Origin of the sequence: Streptantibioticus parmotrematis (assembly GCF_019890615.1) — a bacterium.
Classification (GTDB): domain Bacteria; phylum Actinomycetota; class Actinomycetes; order Streptomycetales; family Streptomycetaceae; genus Streptantibioticus_D; species Streptantibioticus_D parmotrematis.
This window is the reverse complement of sequence record NZ_JAINVZ010000005.1, coordinates 68,887-85,889: the sequence shown is the minus strand read 5'-3', so window position 1 is coordinate 85,889 and position 17,003 is coordinate 68,887. Positions and strand designations below refer to the sequence as shown.

At 73.3% G+C, this 17,003-nt stretch carries 9 protein-coding genes; all 9 read left to right on the top strand.

The window, feature by feature from the left end; all coding sequences use genetic code 11:
• Position 1: 1 nt before the first annotated feature.
• The 9 genes from K7472_RS09900 to K7472_RS09860 all read left to right on the top strand — a co-directional run bounded on the left by K7472_RS09900 (position 2) and on the right by K7472_RS09860 (position 16,992).
• A complete protein-coding gene (locus tag K7472_RS09900) occupies positions 2–3,346 on the top strand; it encodes a non-ribosomal peptide synthetase (protein ID WP_222976283.1) in 3,345 nt (1,114 codons plus the stop codon).
• 4 nt (positions 3,347–3,350) lie between these two features.
• A complete protein-coding gene (locus K7472_RS09895) occupies positions 3,351–6,044 on the top strand; it encodes a type I polyketide synthase (protein WP_222976281.1) in 2,694 nt (897 codons plus the stop codon).
• Positions 6,041–9,307, top strand: coding sequence for a non-ribosomal peptide synthetase (locus K7472_RS09890; RefSeq protein ID WP_222976279.1), 3,267 nt, complete (start codon positions 6,041–6,043; stop codon positions 9,305–9,307). The genes K7472_RS09895 and K7472_RS09890 overlap by 4 nt, the downstream gene beginning before the upstream one ends.
• Entirely contained in the window at positions 9,304–10,053 is a 750-nt protein-coding gene (locus tag K7472_RS09885) for a thioesterase II family protein (RefSeq protein WP_222976278.1), read from the top strand. The genes K7472_RS09890 and K7472_RS09885 overlap by 4 nt, the downstream gene beginning before the upstream one ends.
• A gap of 74 nt (positions 10,054–10,127) precedes the next feature.
• On the top strand, positions 10,128–10,337 hold the full coding sequence (locus K7472_RS09880; protein WP_222976276.1) for an MbtH family protein: 210 nt from the start codon (positions 10,128–10,130) through the stop codon (positions 10,335–10,337).
• Between the two features lie 17 nt (positions 10,338–10,354).
• Positions 10,355–11,959 carry an amino acid adenylation domain-containing protein gene (locus K7472_RS09875; protein WP_222976274.1) on the top strand — a complete coding sequence of 535 codons (1,605 nt, stop codon included), beginning with the start codon at positions 10,355–10,357 and terminating at the stop codon, positions 11,957–11,959.
• Positions 11,956–15,114 (top strand): condensation domain-containing protein, encoded by a 3,159-nt coding sequence (locus K7472_RS09870; RefSeq protein ID WP_308013835.1) that lies wholly within the window; start codon positions 11,956–11,958, stop codon positions 15,112–15,114. Before K7472_RS09875 ends, K7472_RS09870 begins: the two co-directional genes overlap by 4 nt.
• Positions 15,111–16,010, top strand: coding sequence for a TIGR03621 family F420-dependent LLM class oxidoreductase (locus K7472_RS09865; protein WP_222976272.1), 900 nt, complete (start codon positions 15,111–15,113; stop codon positions 16,008–16,010). The genes K7472_RS09870 and K7472_RS09865 overlap by 4 nt, the downstream gene beginning before the upstream one ends.
• 163 nt (positions 16,011–16,173) lie before the next feature.
• The gene (locus tag K7472_RS09860) at positions 16,174–16,992 is read left to right on the top strand and encodes a serine hydrolase (RefSeq protein ID WP_252395373.1); all 819 of its coding nucleotides are present in this window, start codon (positions 16,174–16,176) and stop codon (positions 16,990–16,992) included.
• Positions 16,993–17,003: the final 11 nt, after the last annotated feature.

Genomic DNA, 17,003 nt, shown 5'->3' with positions numbered 1-17,003 from the left:
CATGGCCGGCGAGCGCGTGTCACCGCTGGCCTCTGCGCAGCAGCGGCTCTGGTTCTTCTGGCAACTGCGGCCGCAGGGCAGCGAGTACAACGTCCCCAAGGCCACCAGGCTGCGCGGCGCGCTCGACGTCGCCGCGCTGGAGTGGGCGATCGGACGGCTGGTCGAGCGGCACGACGCGCTGCGGGCCACCTTCCCCGTCGTGGACGGCGGCCCGGTGATGCGGATCGCGGCACGGGCCGTGGTGCCGCTGACCCTCACCGATCTCACGGACCTTCCGGCGACGGCCCGTCCGACGGCTGCCGACGAGGAGGTGAACCGGGCCGCGCTGGAGCCGTTCGACCTGGCCGGCGGCCCGGTGTTCAGGGCGCGGCTGATCCGGCTCGCCGAGGACGACCACATCCTGCTGCTCGCCTTCCACCACATCGTGGTCGACGGCTGGTCGCTGGGCATCGTGGAACGCGAACTCGCGGCGCTGTACGCCGCCCGGCGCGACGCAGCGCCCGACCCGCTGCCCGATCCGCCGCACGCCTACGAGGACTACGTGGCGGCCGAGCGGCGGATGCTCGGCGGTCCGCGCAGGGCCGAGGCCCTGTCCTACTGGCGGCGGCAACTGACCGACGCACCGGCTCAGCTGACCATGCCGACCGACCGGCCGCACCCGCCCGTCGCCGATCACACCGGTGACAGCGCGCCGTTCCTGGCCTCGCCCCAACTCGGCCAGGAGATCCAGGCGTTGGCACGGCGGCACCGCGTCACGCGCTTCGTGGTGCTGCTCGGCTGCTACGCGGCGCTGCTGTCGCGGCTGTCCTCGTCCGAGGAGGTCGTGGTGGGCGTGCCGGTCAGCGGGCGCACCACACTGGAGGTCGAGGACGTCGTCGGGCTGTTCGTCAACATGCTGCCGGTGCGGATCCGCGTCGCTCCCGACATGACGTTCGGAGCGCTCCTGCACCACGTCCGCGACACCTTCCTCGCCGGGTACGAGTACCAGGACCTGCCGTTCCAGCAGGTGGTCGAGGAACTTCAGCCCGAGCGCCTGACGTCGCGCCACCCGGTGTTCCAGGCCGCGTTCACCTACGAGGACACGGCGGCCGAGGGCTCCGTGCTGCCGGGGCTGGCCGCCTCCTCGGTGCCGTTGCGCACCGAGACCGCGAAGTTCGAACTCACCCTGCACATGGCCTGGGGAGCCGGGCGCGTCGAGGGCTTCACCGGCTACCGCGCCGACCTGTTCGACGCCCGGACCGCCGGTCTCCTCGGCGAGCGTTACCTGCGTCTGCTGTCGGCTTCCGTCGCCGCGCCCGACACGCCCGTCTCGGCTCTGCCGGTCCTGGGCCGCCGCGAGGAGCGCGCGTTGCTGTCCGGCGGAACGCGTCCGCCCGCGCCCGGCGCCGAACGCGTCGACCGGACGGTCCGGCGGCGCGCGAAGGACAGGCCCGAGTCCGTCGCCGTACGGCAGGCGGGGGTCGAGCTGTCGTACGGCGAACTCGACCGCAAGGCACAGGCGTTGGCGACCGTGCTGCGCGAGCGGGGTGCCGGGCCGGAGCGGCTGGTCGCCGTCTGCCTGCCGCGCGGCGCGGACCTGGCCGTGGCCGTCCTCGGCGTCCTGCGCAGCGGCGCCGCGTACGTGCCGCTCGACCCGGCACATCCGCCGTCCCGTCTGAACGCGATCCTGGACGAGGCCGGGCCGCTGTGCACGGTGACCGACAGTGCGCACGCCCCCCTCGTCAGCGGTCCGGTGCTGAACGTCGATGAGGCCGTAACTGCCGCATACGCGACTGGACATGACGCTGCATCAGGCACGATTGATGCCCTGTCCGACCTCGCCTACGTCATCTACACGTCCGGCTCGACCGGGCGTCCCAAGGGCGTGATGGTCGAACACCGTGGACTGGCCCACCTGGTCGCCTGGCATCACGAGGAGTTCGGCCTCGGGCCCGAGGACCGGGCGACGATGATCGCGGCGCCGGGCTTCGACGCGTCGGCGTGGGAGATCTGGTCGGCGCTCACGGCGGGCGCCACGCTGGAGGTACCCGACGCGGAGACCGTCCTGTCGCCCGGCGATCTGACCCGCTGGCTGGCCGAGCACCGGGTGACCAGTTGCTTCGTGCCCACGCCGCTCATCGAGCGCATGGCGAGGGCTCCCTGGCCGGACGGCGCTCCGCACACCGTGCTCACCGGCGGCGACCGGCTGCGCACCCCCGAGAGGCGGTCCTGGCCGTTCCGTCTGGTCAACAACTACGGGCCGACCGAGAGCACGGTGGTCGCCACCTCCGGCACGGTGTCCAGCGACGGCGACGGCGCGGCCGGTCTGCCGGACATCGGGCGTCCGTTGCCGGGTGTGGAGGTCTACATCCTCGACACCGACCTGCGCCCCGTCCCCATCGGCGTACCCGGAGAGCTCTACCTCGGCGGCCCCCAACTCGCCCGCGGCTACCTCACCCGACCCGACCTCACCGCCGACCGCTTCATCCCCCACCCCCACACCACCACACCAGGACAACGCCTCTACCGCACCGGCGACCTCGCCCGCTGGAACACCAACACCACCCTCGACTACCTCGGCCGCAACGACCACCAACTCAAAATCCGCGGCTTCCGCATCGAACCCGGAGAAATAGAGAACACCCTCCGCGACCACCCCACCATCCACGACGCCATCACCACCACAACCACCACCACAGACCAAAGCGAACCCACACTCACCGCATACCTCGTGCTCGCCGAGGGAGCCGCTCCCCCGGACCGCGAGGCGCTCAACCAGCACGTGGGTCGCCATCTGCCCGGTTACATGCGGCCGCACCGCTACTACGTGCTGCCCGCCTTCCCGTTGACCACCAACGGCAAGGTGGACCGGGCGGCGCTGGCGGACGGCGCGGTGCCGCTGGACGCCGGGACCGCGACGGGCAGCGCCGCGCGGAGTCCGATGGAGCGGACGGTGGCCGCCGTGTGGGCGCGGGCGCTGGGCCACGATGTCTTCGGTGTCCGCGACAACTTCTTCGACATCGGCGGCCACTCGATGCTGCTGGCGACCGTGCGCGAACACCTGGCGCGGGAGCTGGACCGGCCGCTGGCGATCCTCACCTTGTTCGAACACCCCACGATCGAGTCGCTGGCCGGCCACCTCACCGCGTCGGACGGTGACCGTACCGGCTCGCCGACGCGGGCGCCCGCCCAAGGGGCCGGGCGTCCGACACCCCTGACCGACGGCGCTCCGGCGGACGATCCCGCCGCGAAGCGCCTCAAGCGCGGCAACGCCCGGTTGCGGGCGATGCGCGCACAGCAGCGCGGGGCCGCCGACCCGGCCGGCGCGGCCTCCCCCATCGCCGAACCCCTTGGCACGAAGGACTGACCCCATGACGGTCGAAGACAACGACACCCACATCGCCATCGTCGGGATGGCCTGCCGCCTTCCCGGTGCGTCCACGCCCGAGGAGTACTGGCACAACCTCGTCACCGGTGTCGACTCGGTGCGCCCGCTCACTCCCGACGAGTTGCGCGAGTGGGGTCAGGACCCGGCCCGGCTCGCCGATCCCCGGTACGTGCCGCTGCACGGTGTGGTGGACGGCGTGGGCGAGTTCGACGCGGGCTTCTTCCACTTCTCCGAGCGCGACGCCACGTTGCTCAACCCCCAGCACCAGATGTTCCTGGAGTGTGCGTGGGAGGCGCTGGAGCGGGCGGGCTACGACCCGCTGGCGGCTCCGGGCACCGTGGGGGTGTACGCGGGAGCGGGCCGCAACGGCTACACGGCCGTGGTCCAGGAGCGGCCCGACCGGTTCCCCGGTGTGGACGACCTGGCGCTCGCCATCTCCAACGAACCCGAGCACCTGGCGTCCCGTGTGTCGTACAAGCTGGGGCTGACCGGCCCGAGCATGGCCGTGATGACGGCCTGTTCGACCTCGCTGGTGGCGGTCCACGAGGCGTCGCGGGCCCTGCTGGGCGGGGAGTGCGACATGGCACTGGCCGGTGGTGTGACGCTGCGGGTGCCCCGGGCGGGCTACTGGTACCGGGAGGGCGGCACGATGTCGCCGGACGGGCGTTGCCGTACGTTCTCCGCCGACGCGAAAGGCATCGTGGCCGGTGACGGCGCCGGTGTGGTCGTGCTGCGGCGGTTGCAGGACGCGCTGGACGACGGGGACCACGTGCACGCCGTGATCCGCGGCTCGGCGGTGAACAACGACGGCAGCCGACGCGCAGGTTTCACCGCCCCCGGTGTCAGCGGTCAGACGGAGGTCATCCGCGTCGCGCACGCGGCGGCCGAGGTCGATCCGGCGTCGATCTCGTACGTGGAGGCGCACGGCACCGGGACGCCGGTCGGCGACCCCATCGAGGTGTCCGCCCTGACCCAGGCGTTCGGCGGCCCGTCGCTGCCGCAGGGGTCGGTGGCGCTGGGATCGGTGAAGACCAACATCGGGCACACGGACACCGCCGCCGGTGTCGCCGGGCTGATCAAGACCGCGCTGGCCCTGGAGCACCGGACCATCCCGGCCACGTTGCACTACGACTCCCCCAACCCCGGCATCGACTTCGCGGGCGGCCCGTTCGCCGTCGCCACCGAGCGGCGTGCGTGGGAGGCGCACGGCACGACGCCGCGCCGCGCCGGGGTGTCGTCGTTCGGCATCGGCGGGACCAACGCGCACGTGGTGCTGGAGGAGGCGCCGGGCGCGAGCGCGCCGCGGGCGGCGCACGAGGCGGCGTTGCTGGTGCTCTCGGCGCGCTCGCCCGAGGCGCTGGACGCGATGACGACCGGGCTCGCCGAACACCTGCGGCAGCGGCCCGAGTTGTCGCTGTCCGACGTCGCGTACACCTTGCAGCGCGGCCGGCACCCGTTCCCGTATCGACGCTACGCGGTGTGCTCCGGCCGCGCGGAGGCACTGGCGGCGCTGACCGCCGAGCCGGTCGTGGCACGGGCCGCCGAGCCCGGCGCGGAGCCCCCGGTGGCGTTCGTCTTCTCGGGCGGTTCCGCCGGGGCCGGTGACGTCGACGGGCACCTGGAGCTGGGCCGCGCGCTGTGCGCGGCGCATCCGGCGTTCCGCGCGATCGTGGACGGAGTCGGTCCGTGGTTCGCCGGTCGCTTCGGCCGTACGCTGGCCGAACTGCTCGACACCGCACCGGCGTTGGCCGACGCGACGGAGCGTGCCGTCGCCACGCCGGAGTCGGCACGGGCGACGCGGCTCGTTGTCGAATACGGCTTCGCCACGCTGCTGACGGCCTGGGGTGTCGCCCCCGCGGCGGTCGTCGGGCACGGTGCCGGGCTGCTGGGGGCGGCGTGCTGCGCCGGGGCCTTCGCCTTGTCCGACGCGCTGGACCTGCTCGTACGGGCCGCGACCGGGCACGAAGCCGGTCTCGCCCTTCTCGGCGACGGCCGGGCACCCGCCGTGTCCGTCCTTCATGCGGGCACTGGAAAGGAATTGACGGGCAGTCAACTCGTCGACGCGGAGTTCTGGCAGCGTGAGCTGCGCACCACGGTGGAGGCGCCGGCCGCCTTGGCGGACACCCGTCACCTGCGGGTGGACCTCGCCCCCGTCGACGGAGCCGACACCGTGCTCAACGCGCTCGGTCGCCTGTGGCAGGCCGGGGTGCCGGTCGACTGGACGCGGTTGCACGAGGGCGTCGCACGCCACCGGGTTCCGCTCCCCACTTACCCGTTCGAGCGCGAGACCCACCTCGTACGGCCCGTGCCCTTCGACGACGCGGCGGGGGAACCGGATGCCACGAGCGGCGAGGCGCCGGCAGTGGCCGGTCCGGGGCTCGACGCCGGGGCCGATCGGTCGCCCGAGGCGGTCGAGGAGCGGCTGCGGACGCTGTTCGACAAGGTGCTCGGCGGCGAAGGCGGCGACGAGCTGGACTTCTTCGAGCGGGGCGGCGACTCGTTGACCGCCGTGCAGTTGCTGGGCCTGGTCGAGGACGCGTTCGGGGTCTGCCCGCCGATGGAGGCGATCTTCGACGCCCCGACCGTCCCGGAGTTCGCCGCCGTCGTCGTGGAGACGCTCACGATGCTCGACGCCACCGCCACCACGTCCGGCGCCGACGACAAGGGGACGATGTGAACGGGCCCGACGACACCCGGCGGCCCGTGGTGGCCCCGGCGTCCTTCGCCCAGCGGCGGCTGTGGTTCCTCGACCACTTCGCGTCCGGGAACAACGCCTACAACCTGGTCTCCGCGCTCAGGCTGCGCGGAGCACTGGACCTGACCGCGTTGCGCGGGTCGCTCCAGCGCGTGGTGGACCGGCACGAGGCGCTGCGCACGACGTTCCGCGCCGAGGCGGGCGAGCCGTACCAGTGCGTGGCCGCCACGATGGAACTCGCTCTGCCGGTAACGGACTTGACGGGTCTGCCGGAAGAGGGCCGCACCGCGCACGCCTCGGCGCTCGTGGAGGCGGAGACGCTGCGCGAGTTCGACCTCGCCGAGGGCCCGTTGATCCGCACGACTCTGTTGCGGCTGGCGGACGACGACCACGTGCTGGCCGTCGTCTGCCACCACACCGTCTGCGACGGCTGGTCGATGGGCCGCTTCCACGAGGAGCTGACCGCCTGCTACGCGGCCCTGCGCGTCGGTGAGGAGCCCGAACTGCCGCCGCTGCCCTCGCGGTCCGCCGACCACGCGCTGCGCGAGCGGGAACGCGACGCGAGCGACGGCTTCCGCGACGCGCTGGCCGCCGTACGGGACCGGCTCACCGGTGCGCCCGCGCTGCTGGACCTGCCGACCACGTACACCCGGCCCGCCGTGCAGGGTTTCGAGGGCGCGACCCACGACATGCCGCTGTCACCGCAGACGTGGCAGGCCGTGCTCGGCACCTCGCGCCGACACCGGGTCACGCCGTTCATGACGCTGCTGTCGGTGTACGCGGTGCTGCTCTCGCGACTGTCCGGCACGGACGACCTGGTGATCGGCAGCCCGTCGGCGGGCCGTGCCGACCCGGCGGTGGCGCCGCTGATCGGCATGTTCGTCAACACCCTGCCGTTGCGTGTCGATCTGAGCGGGGACCCGTCCTTCGCCGATCTGCTGCTGCGGGTGCGCGGCGTCGCGCTGGCGGCGTTCCGCCACCAGGACGTGCCGCTGGAGCGCGTCGTGACGGAACTCGGCCTGGACCGCGCGACCAGTCACGACCCGCTCTTCCAGACGATGTTCGCCCTGCAACAGCCGCTGACGCTGCCGGAGTTGGACGGGCTCACCGCCGAGGTCTTCCCGGTCCGGCCGCCGACCACCTTCACCGACCTGTGGCTGGAGATACGGCCGGACGGCGAGGGCGCGGTGTGCACCTTCCGCTACCGCACCGAGCTGTTCGACGACGCGACGATGCGGCGGATCGCCCGGCAGTTCCACAACCTGCTCGATTCCGCGCTGAGTTCGGCCGACACACCCGTCTCCCGGCTCGACCTGCTGGACGAGGCGGAGACGCACACGCTGCTGCGCGAGTGGAGCACCACCGGCGACGCGTACCCCTGGGACGGCGCGGTGCACGAGGCGATCGCACGGCAGGCGGAACGCACGCCGGACGCCACCGCCGTGGTCTTCCGCGACACCCGGATCAGCTACGCCGGGTTGGCGCATGCCACCGAACGCGTCGCCCGGCGCCTGGCCGACGAGAGGGCTGAGCCGCGGACCGTCGTCGCGCTCTGCCTGGCGCGCGGTGTGGAGTTGCTGCCGTCGATCCTCGCGGTCCTGCGCACCGGCGCCGCCTATCTGCCGCTGTCGCCGGAGGACCCGCCGGGACGGCTCGTACGACTGCTGCACGACGCGGGGGCCACGCATGTGCTCACCACGAGCGACATCGCTCCGGCCCTCGCCGACGCGGGGGTGCCGGTGATCGAGGTCGACGCGCTCACCGACGATGACACCCTTTTCGCAGGCCACACGGCGCAGGGCGCGGTCGACGGCGGCACCGCCGCGCCCGCGGAGGTCTCCCCTGACGACCTCGCCTACGTCATCTACACCTCCGGCTCCACCGGGCGCCCCAAGGCCGTGGGCGTGCCGCACCGGGGGCTCGCCAACCGCGTCCAGCACCTGCGGCACACACCGGGTCTCGCCGCCTCCGACCGGGTGCTGCACAAGACGCCGTACACCTTCGACGTGTCGGTGTGGGAACTGCTGGCGCCGCTGACCGTCGGGGCCACGCTGGTGGTCGCCGAGCCGGGCGGGCACCGCGACCCGGCCTACCTGGTCGACCTGATCGAACGCGAGGCCGTCACCACGGCGCACTTCGTGCCGCCCATGCTGGAGGCCTTCCTGGGCGAACACGACCTGGAGCGCTGCCGGTCGCTGCGGCGGGTGATGTGCAGCGGCCAGGCACTGTCGGCGGCGCTGCGGGACCGGACGCTGTCGCGGCTGGACGTGCGGCTGTACAACTTCTACGGACCCACCGAGGCGTCCATCGAGGTGACCGAGTGGGAGTGCGTCCCGCGCACCCCGGTCTCCGGTGGGGTCGGGTCCCCCGGTGCCGTCGACGACGGGCGGGTTCCCATCGGGCGTCCGTTGCCGGGTGTGGAGGTCTACATCCTCGACACCGACCTGCGCCCCGTCCCCATCGGCGTACCCGGAGAGCTCTACCTCGGCGGCCCCCAACTCGCCCGCGGCTACCTCACCCGACCCGACCTCACCGCCGACCGCTTCATCCCCCACCCCCACACCACCACACCAGGACAACGCCTCTACCGCACCGGCGACCTCGCCCGCTGGAACACCAACACCACCCTCGACTACCTCGGCCGCAACGACCACCAACTCAAAATCCGCGGCTTCCGCATCGAACCCGGAGAAATAGAGAACACCCTCCGCGACCACCCCACCATCCACGACGCCATCACCACCACAACCACCACCACAGACCAAAGCGAACCCACACTCACCGCATACGTCACCCTCGCCGAGGGAGCGGGCGACCCTGACGAGGTGGTCGAGGCGATCCGCGACCACCTGCGCGACCAGTTGCCCCGCTACATGGTTCCGACGCACGTGATCGTGTTGCCCGCGTTCCCGCTGGGCGCCAGCGGCAAGGTGGACCGGGCGGCGCTGCCGGCACCCGAGGCGCACTCCGCCTCGGACCGGGGCGGCGCGCCGCGCGACGAGGTGGAACGCGAACTCGCCGCGATCTGGGCGCAGGTGCTGGGACGGCCGGAGCCGGGTGTCGAGGAGGACTTCTTCGAGGCGGGCGGCGACTCGTTGCGCAGCATCCAGGTGGTGCACCGGGCGCGGGAGGCCGGCTGGACGCTGACGGTCAGCGACGTCTTCCACCACCCGACCATCGCCGAACTCGCCGCGCTGCTGCGCCCGCAGGCCCGCACGGCGGCGGCGTCGGGAGGGCCGCGGTGAGGAACCCGTGGCTGCTGCGCTTCCCGGCGCGCCCCGACGCGCGGCTGCGGCTGCTGTGCCTGCCCGGCGCGGGCTCGACGGCGGCGATGTACCGCTCGTGGTCCCGGGAACTGCCGGACGACGTCGAGGTGTGCGCCGTGCAGTTGCCGGGGCGGGCCGGGCGGCTGCGGGAGACGCCGTTCACCGCGATGGAGCCGCTGGCCGACGCGCTGGCGGAGGTGCTCGCCGCCGAACTCGACCGCCCTGCCGTGCTGTTCGGGCACAGCCTCGGGTCGCTGATCGGCTACGAGGTGGCCTGCCGTCTGCGGGACGCCGGTGCCGACGGGGAGGTGCGCGAGCTGATGGTGGCCGCGCACCGGGCGCCGCGACTGGGCAGCGCCGGCCTGGCCTACCACCGGCTGCCGACCGAGCAGTTGATGACCGTGATGGCGGGGCTCGGCGGCACGCCCGCCGACGTGCTGGCCCGGCCCGAACTCGTACGCCTCGCGGAACCGGCGATGCGGGCGGACTTCGAGGTGGACTACACCTACCGCCATCGGGACCGGCCGCCCCTGGCCCTCCCGGTCAGTGTGTTCGGCGGCACCGGGGACACCACCGTCTCCGAGGCGGAGCTCGCGCAGTGGCGCACGCACACCACCGGCGAGTTCACGCTGCGCATGCTGCGCGGTGACCACTTCTTCCACGAGGGCCCGAGCGGCGCCGAACTGCTGTCGCTGATCGGCGCGCGACTCCTCGAAAGCGTCTGACCGGGGCGCCGAGCCCCCGGAACCCGCCTACCGCACTTCAACGAACGACCGTGTCGAGAAAGGACGTTGGTGTCATGTTCGAGGACGGCGACGACCGCCGCTACGCCGTGGTGCGCAACCACGAGCACCAGTACTCCGTCTGGCCCGAGGACCGGCCCGCGCCCGAGGGATGGGAGCCGGTGGGGGTGACCGGGGTCAAGCAGGAGTGCCTCGACCACATCGGCCGGGTGTGGACCGACATGCGCCCGCTGAGCCTGCGGCCGCACGACCCCTCGGCCGCGTGAGGGAAGGGACCGGGACCGTGTTGTCACAGCTGAACCTCTACGAGGTGTTCGCGCGGCAGGCCGCGCTGCGCCCGGACGCGCCCGCCGTCACGGACGGCCGCGAGGACCTGACGTACCGTCAACTGGCGGAGCGGGCCGACCGCCTGGCCGCCGCGATCCTGCGCGAGGTCCCTGGGCCCGGCGCCCGCGTCGGCCTGTGCCTGCGGCGCGGCAACGATGTCGTGGTCTGCGTCCTGGCGGTGCTGCGGGCCGGGTGCGCCTACGTGCCGCTCGACCCGTCCTACCCGGCCGACCGGGTACGGTACATGGCCCGGGACGCCGCCGTGGACCTGGTGCTGACGGACCACGACACCGATCCGGCCGTGCTGCCGGACGCCGGGCGGGTGCTGGCGCTCGACCCGGCCCTGTGGCGGGACGACGCGCCGGTCGCCGGTGAGGTGACCGTGACCCCGGACATGCCCGCCTACGTCATCTACACCTCCGGTTCCAGCGGCCGGCCCAAGGGCGTCGTGGTCTCGCACCGCAACGTGACCGCGCTGCTGGAGTCCTGCGAGAAGGTCCTCGACACCGGCGAGGACGACGTGTGGACGCTCTTCCATTCGTACTGCTTCGACTTCTCCGTGTGGGAGATGTGGGGAGCGCTCTCGCACGGCGCCACACTCGTCGTGGTCCCCGCCGACGTGGCCCGCTCCCCCGAGGCGACGCTCGACCTGCTGCGCGAGCGGCGGGTGACCGTGCTCAACCAGGTGCCGTCCGTGTTCCGCTACCTGTCCCGAGCCCCTGCCGGCGAGACGCTCCCGGTGCGGTACGTCATCTTCGGCGGCGAGACCGTCGACGTGGAGGCGGTCCGCGCGTGGCGCGGGACGCACGGTCCGGCCACGGAGTTCGTGAACATGTACGGGATCACCGAGACCACGGTGTTCTCCACCTGCCGCCACATCCCCGCGCACGAGATCGACGGCACGCCTGCCGCCGACGGGGACGACGAGTCGCCCGACCCGCTGCCGGACCCGGCGCTCAACATCGGACTGCCGCTCGACGGCTTCGAGTTGGCGCTGCTGACGGACGAGGGCAAGGTCGCCGATCCGGGCCAGGTGGGGGAAATCCACCTCGCGGGACCGCAGTTGGCCATCGGCTACCTGGACCGGCCCGAGCTGACCGCCGAGCGCTATCCCACGCTCACCCTGCCCGGCCGGGAGCCGCGCCGCTACTACCGCACCGGCGACCTGGCGACCGCGCGGTACGACGGCACGATGGAGTACGCGGGGCGCGCCGACGACCAGGTGAAGATCAACGGCTACCGCATCGAGACCGGCGAGGTCGAGACCGCGCTGCGCGGCACCCCGGGTGTGGCCGACGTCGTGGTGGTCGCGGCCACCAGCCGCATCGGCGAACGCATGCTCGTGGCCTTCTACACCACCGCGCCCGGCGGCGGGGAGGACGGCACGGCGGACGGCCTGCCGCAACGGCTCGCGGAACGGGCACGGGCGGCGCTGCCCTCGTTCATGGTGCCCGGGCGATTCGTGGCGGTGCCGGAGATGCCGCTCAGCCCGTCCGGCAAGACCGACAAGCGCGCCCTCGCGGAACGGCTGACGCGGCGCGCCTCGGGAGGGGCCGCGTGAACGGCGATCCGCGCAGCGGCGCCGACACGCCCGGCGGTCTGCCGCTGTCCGCCACCCAGGAGGCGATGTGGGTGACGTGGCAGGTGGACCCGGACAAGTGGGAGCACATCATCCCGCTCGCCTTCGAGGTCACCGGCGCTCTGGACGCTCTGGACGTCGAGCGGCTGCGCGCCGCCGTCGACGCGGTGGTCCGGCGCCATCCGGCGCTGCGCGCACGGGTGTTGAACACGGCGGACGGCGCGTGCCTGGTGTGGGACGGTGACGGCGCCTCGGCCGTCCCGGTCCGTGTGCGGGCCGTCAGCGGTGAACGGGACGCCGCGATCACGGCGGCACGGGCGCCGTTCGACCTCACCTCGGGACCGCTGGCCCGGGTCGAGGTGCTGGAGGGCCCGGGGTACACCGTGCTGCTCCTGACCGTGCACCACATCGTGCTGGACGGCACCTCGATCCCGCTGCTCCTGGACGACCTGCGGCGGGCCTACGCGGGCGAGGACGTCGGCGGGCCCGAGGACCCCGGCCCGGTGGTGGAGCACGCCGCCCGTTCGCGCGAGGCCGCCGAGGGCGAGGCGGGCGAGCCGTTGCGCGCGTTCTGGCGTGACAGGCTCGCGGACGCGCCGGAGGACCGCCTGCTTCCGGCTCCGGGAGCCGAGGGGACCGTCGATCCCACCACATGGCCGCTGCCCCTCGATCCGGAAGCGGCCGCCGGTGTGGCACGGCTCGCCGACGCGCTGGGCGTCTCCCGCTTCACCGTGGCGTTCGCGGCGCTCTTCGTCGTCCTGCGGCACCACACCGGCGGTGACGACCTGATCGTCTCGGCGCCGTACCACGGCCGTTCGGACCAGGCGCTGGCCGGGCGGGTCGGCTTCTTCGTCAACGTGCTGCCGTTCCGACTGCGGATGCGCGCCGGTGACACCTACGAGCACGTCGTACGTGAACTGCGGTCCGTCGTAAGGGAGTCGCTGGCGCACGGAGCCCTGCCCCTGCCCGCGATCCTGCGCGCCGCGGGCCTGGTGGGGCCCCGGGCCCGGCACACCACGCACCAGGTGGTCTTCGAGTACTGGAACACCGCGAGCGAGACCGGGGTCGACGTCTTCGACTTCGCGCTCGCGCACGGGGACACGCGGTGCGGGCTGAGCATGCTCGACCTGACCGACGTGGCGGACTACCGGCTCACGGTGATGCTGGCCGAGGGCAGCACCGGCAGCCGGATGCTGTGGAAGGACCCGGCGGGCGCGGTCGGCGCCGACCGGATCGCGGCTCTGGCCCGGGACTACCGCGCGGTGCTGACCGACATGGCGGCGGATCCCCGGCGCACTCTCGCCGACGTGGACGCCCTGCTGCCCCCGGCCACCTCCGCGGCCTCCGCGGAAGCGCTCGACACCTCCGACGACGCCGACACGGACACGGACACGGACACGGGCGACGCTCCGCGCGAGGCGACGCCCGCGACCCTGGACGCCATGGCCGCCGTGTGGGCCGACGTGCTCGGCATCGACGACCTGGCCCCCGACGAGTCGTTCTTCGAACTCGGCGGCCACTCCCTGCTCGCCGCCACCCTGCTCGGCCGGATCACCGACCGGCTCGGCGTCGAACTGACGATGCGCGACCTGTTCACCCACCCTCAACTGGGCGCCCTCGCCGCGGTGGCCGAAAACCGACTCGGTACCCGGACCGCGGAGGCATCCGCCGGGGCACGGGACGACGGGTGGGGCGAGGTGTTCCCCGCGTCGGGCTTCCAGGAGAGCATCTGGCTGGCCGAACGCCTCGACCCGGCGCACGCCCGCTACCACATCCCGTTGTTCTGGCGCGTGCGCGGCACCCTGGACCCGGACGCGCTGCGGTCGGCGCTGGCGTTGCTCGTGGAACGCCACGAGATCCTGCGCACCCGTTTCGTCGACCGTGACGGCCGCCTCCATCACGAGGTCGGCGAGGCGTGGGTGCCCGAGGTGGAGCGCGCCGAGCCGGACGAGCCCGGTGACGACGCGCGTCGTCAGTGGCTGCGCAAGTGGTCGGACAGCGCCGCCACCGGTTTCGTGCCCGCCGAGGGGAGGTTGCTGGCCGCCGCGCTGGTGGGCTCGCCGGACGGTGATCAGGTGCTCGCGCTGTGCGTCCACCACCTCGTCCTGGACGGCGAGTCGGTGCCGTTGCTGACGCGCGAGCTGGAACGCTGCTACCGGCACGCGGCCGCACCCGGTTCCCCGCCGCCCGAGCCGGCCGGCCAGTACCGCGATCTGGTCCGCGCCCAGCGCACCGGGTCGGGCCGGGCGCGGGCGGAGGCCGACCTGACGTACTGGCAGGAGCACCTGCGCGACGCCCCGGCCGCCCTGGGCCTGCCCTCGCCCGACGTCGCGGAGGGCTCGAGCAACGTTCCGTTGCGTCTCGCGCCCGATGCGGCGGCGAAGGCCGAGGAACTCGGCGCGCGGTGGCGGACCACGGCGTTCGCGGTCCACGCCGCGGCGCTCGCGGCGGTGCTGCACCGCGCGTCGGGCGCGGCGGACCTCACCTTCGGCGTCCCGGTCGCCGACCGCGCCGGGCAGGGCGCGGGCGACGTACTCGGCCCGAGCCTCAACACCCTCGTCCTGCGGTCGCGTTGTACGCGGGAGACGACCTTCGGGGAGTTGCTGGAGGCGGTCAGGGACGAGGTGCTCGACGCCTTCGAGCACCGGCACGCGCCGTTCGAGGAGGTCGTGAGAGGGCTACGCCCACGGCGCAGGCCCGGACGCACGCCGTACGTCGACTGCGTGCTGAACAACGTGAGCATGGCCGACTGGTCGGCGGACCTGGGCAGCGCCCGGCTGGTGCCGCTGGACGACGCCATGCACAGCGACGAGGCCAGCAAGTTCGGCCTCACCGTCACCTTCACCCGGGGTCCGGAGGGGGTGCGCGGCGACCTGGCCTTCCGGGGCGACGTGATCGGCGCCGCCGACGCGCACGCGCTGGCGAACGAACTCGCGTGCGTCATAGGCGAGTTCCCCGATCTGCTCACGCGGTCGGTACGGAACTCCCGCCTCGGAGCTGCCAGTTCCGGTGACGCGCCCGGCGCCGGGGCTCCCGCCGACCCGACGCCTGCGATCGCGACGCCTTCGACACCGACGTCTCCGACCCGCGCGTCTTCGATTCCGACGCCTTCCCTTCCGACGAGGAGCACCGAGTGAGCCCGGCCACCCCCTTCCGCTTCGGCGTCAACCTCTCGCCCGTCGCCTCACGCGGGTCCGAGTGGGCCGACCGGTGCCGTGCCGCCGAACGCCACGGGTTCGACGTCATCGCGGTCCCCGACCACCTGGGCGTGCAGGCGCCGTTCTCCGCGATGGTCGCCGCGGCGCACGCGACGACCCGGGCGCGGGTGACCACGTACGTCCTCAACAGCGCCTTCTGGAACCCGGTCCTGCTGGCCCGGGAGGCGCTGTCCGCGGAGGCGCTGACCGACGGCCGCGTCGAGGTGGGCGTCGGCACCGGCTACGTGCGCTCGGAGTTCGACACCGCGGGGGTGGAGTGGGGCAGCGCGGGCAGCAGGGTGGACCGGCTGGAGGACACCGTCACCAGCCTGCGTGCCCTGTTCGCCGACCCGCGTCCGCTGGGGTTCACCGAACCGCCCGCCCGGCTGCCGGTGCTGATCGGCGGCAACGGCGACCGGGTGCTGCGGCTCGCCGCCCGTCACGCGGACATCGTGTCGTTCGCCGGTGCCGTCCTCGCGCCGGGCTCGGCACGCGGCACGCTGCGGCTGATCGACGCGGACGCCATGGCCGAGCGGGTGCGCTTCTTCGAGCGGGAGGCGGGCGAGCGCGCGGCGGGGTTGGAACGCAACATCCTCGTGCAGACGGTCGTCGTGACGCCCGACCGGTCGGGCACCGCGGAGACGATGCGCAGGCGCCTGCCGTACCTGACGGCTCAGCAGATCGTCGAGGTGCCCACCCTGCTGGTCGGCAGCGAGGAGCAGATCGCCGCCGCGCTGCTGGAGCGCAGGGAGCGGTTCGGGTTCTCGTACGTGTGCGTGCACGAGCGGGACATGGCCGCGTTCGCACCGGTGATCGGCCTGCTGCGGGGGCGGTGACAGGAGGCGTCGGCCGGGGTGCTTCACCCGCATCGCGTATTGATCCGCGCTGTCGTACGGGGTATCCCGGTCCCGAGGCGGAGTGCGGTGTGGTTCCCGGCCGGTCCGGCGGGCCCGCCGCTTCCGCCGGGCGGGCGGCAGAGGAACGGGGTGACGGCGGCGCATGCGGGTCCGTACGGTCGGTGCGGTGCTGTCCCTGGTCGCGGTGCTGGCCGGGGGGCGTATCGTCGCGGCCATGCGCTCCACGACCGACGCCGACGCGGGCGTCGCCTCGATGGTCTCCGGCGCGGTGGGTCAGCCGGGGGATTCCGGCACCGGGCGGTTGTCGGTCGCCGTCCGCGATCTGGACACCGGCGTCACCGGGCGGTACTCGACGGCCGACGGCCATCGCTTCGTCACCGCCAGCATCGTCAAGGTCGACATCCTCGTCACGCTGTTGCTCCGGGCGCAGGAGCAGCACCGGCCGCTCACCGACCGGGAGCGGCGGCTGGCCGGCGTGATGATCCAGGACAGCGACAACGACGCCGCCAGCACGCTGTGGAGCGAGCTCGGCGCCGCCGCGGTGACGCGAACCCACCGGACGCTCGGGCTGCGCTCCACCACCGTCGGCGCGGGGACGGCCTGGGGCCTGACCACGACCACCGCCGACGACCAGCTGCGGCTGCTCGCGGCGATCATGACGCCGCACTCGCCGCTGACCGACTCCTCCCGTCAGTACGCCGTCTCGCTGATGCGCGCGGTGCGCGCCGATCAGCAGTGGGGCGTGAGCGCGGCGGCCGACCCGGGCACCGTGAGCGGGCTGAAGAACGGCTGGCTGCCGCGCAGCGACGACGGCCTGTGGGTGATCAACAGCGTGGGCGAGGTCCGGCACGACGGCCACCGCCTGCTCATCGCCGTGCTCAGCGACGGCCAGCCGTCCCAGCAGACGGGGATCTCCCTCGTGGAGACCGCGGCCAGGGCGGCGGCCGAAGCCGTGGACTGACCTCGTACGCC

Coding starts and splice junctions, on each gene's coding strand:
- K7472_RS09900 (WP_222976283.1), top strand. CDS start 2: ATGGCCGGCGAGCGCGTGTCACCGCTGGCCTCTGCGCAGCAGCGGCTC.
- K7472_RS09895 (WP_222976281.1), top strand. CDS start 3,351: ATGACGGTCGAAGACAACGACACCCACATCGCCATCGTCGGGATGGCC.
- K7472_RS09880 (WP_222976276.1), top strand. CDS start 10,128: ATGTTCGAGGACGGCGACGACCGCCGCTACGCCGTGGTGCGCAACCAC.
- K7472_RS09860 (WP_252395373.1), top strand. CDS start 16,174: ATGCGGGTCCGTACGGTCGGTGCGGTGCTGTCCCTGGTCGCGGTGCTG.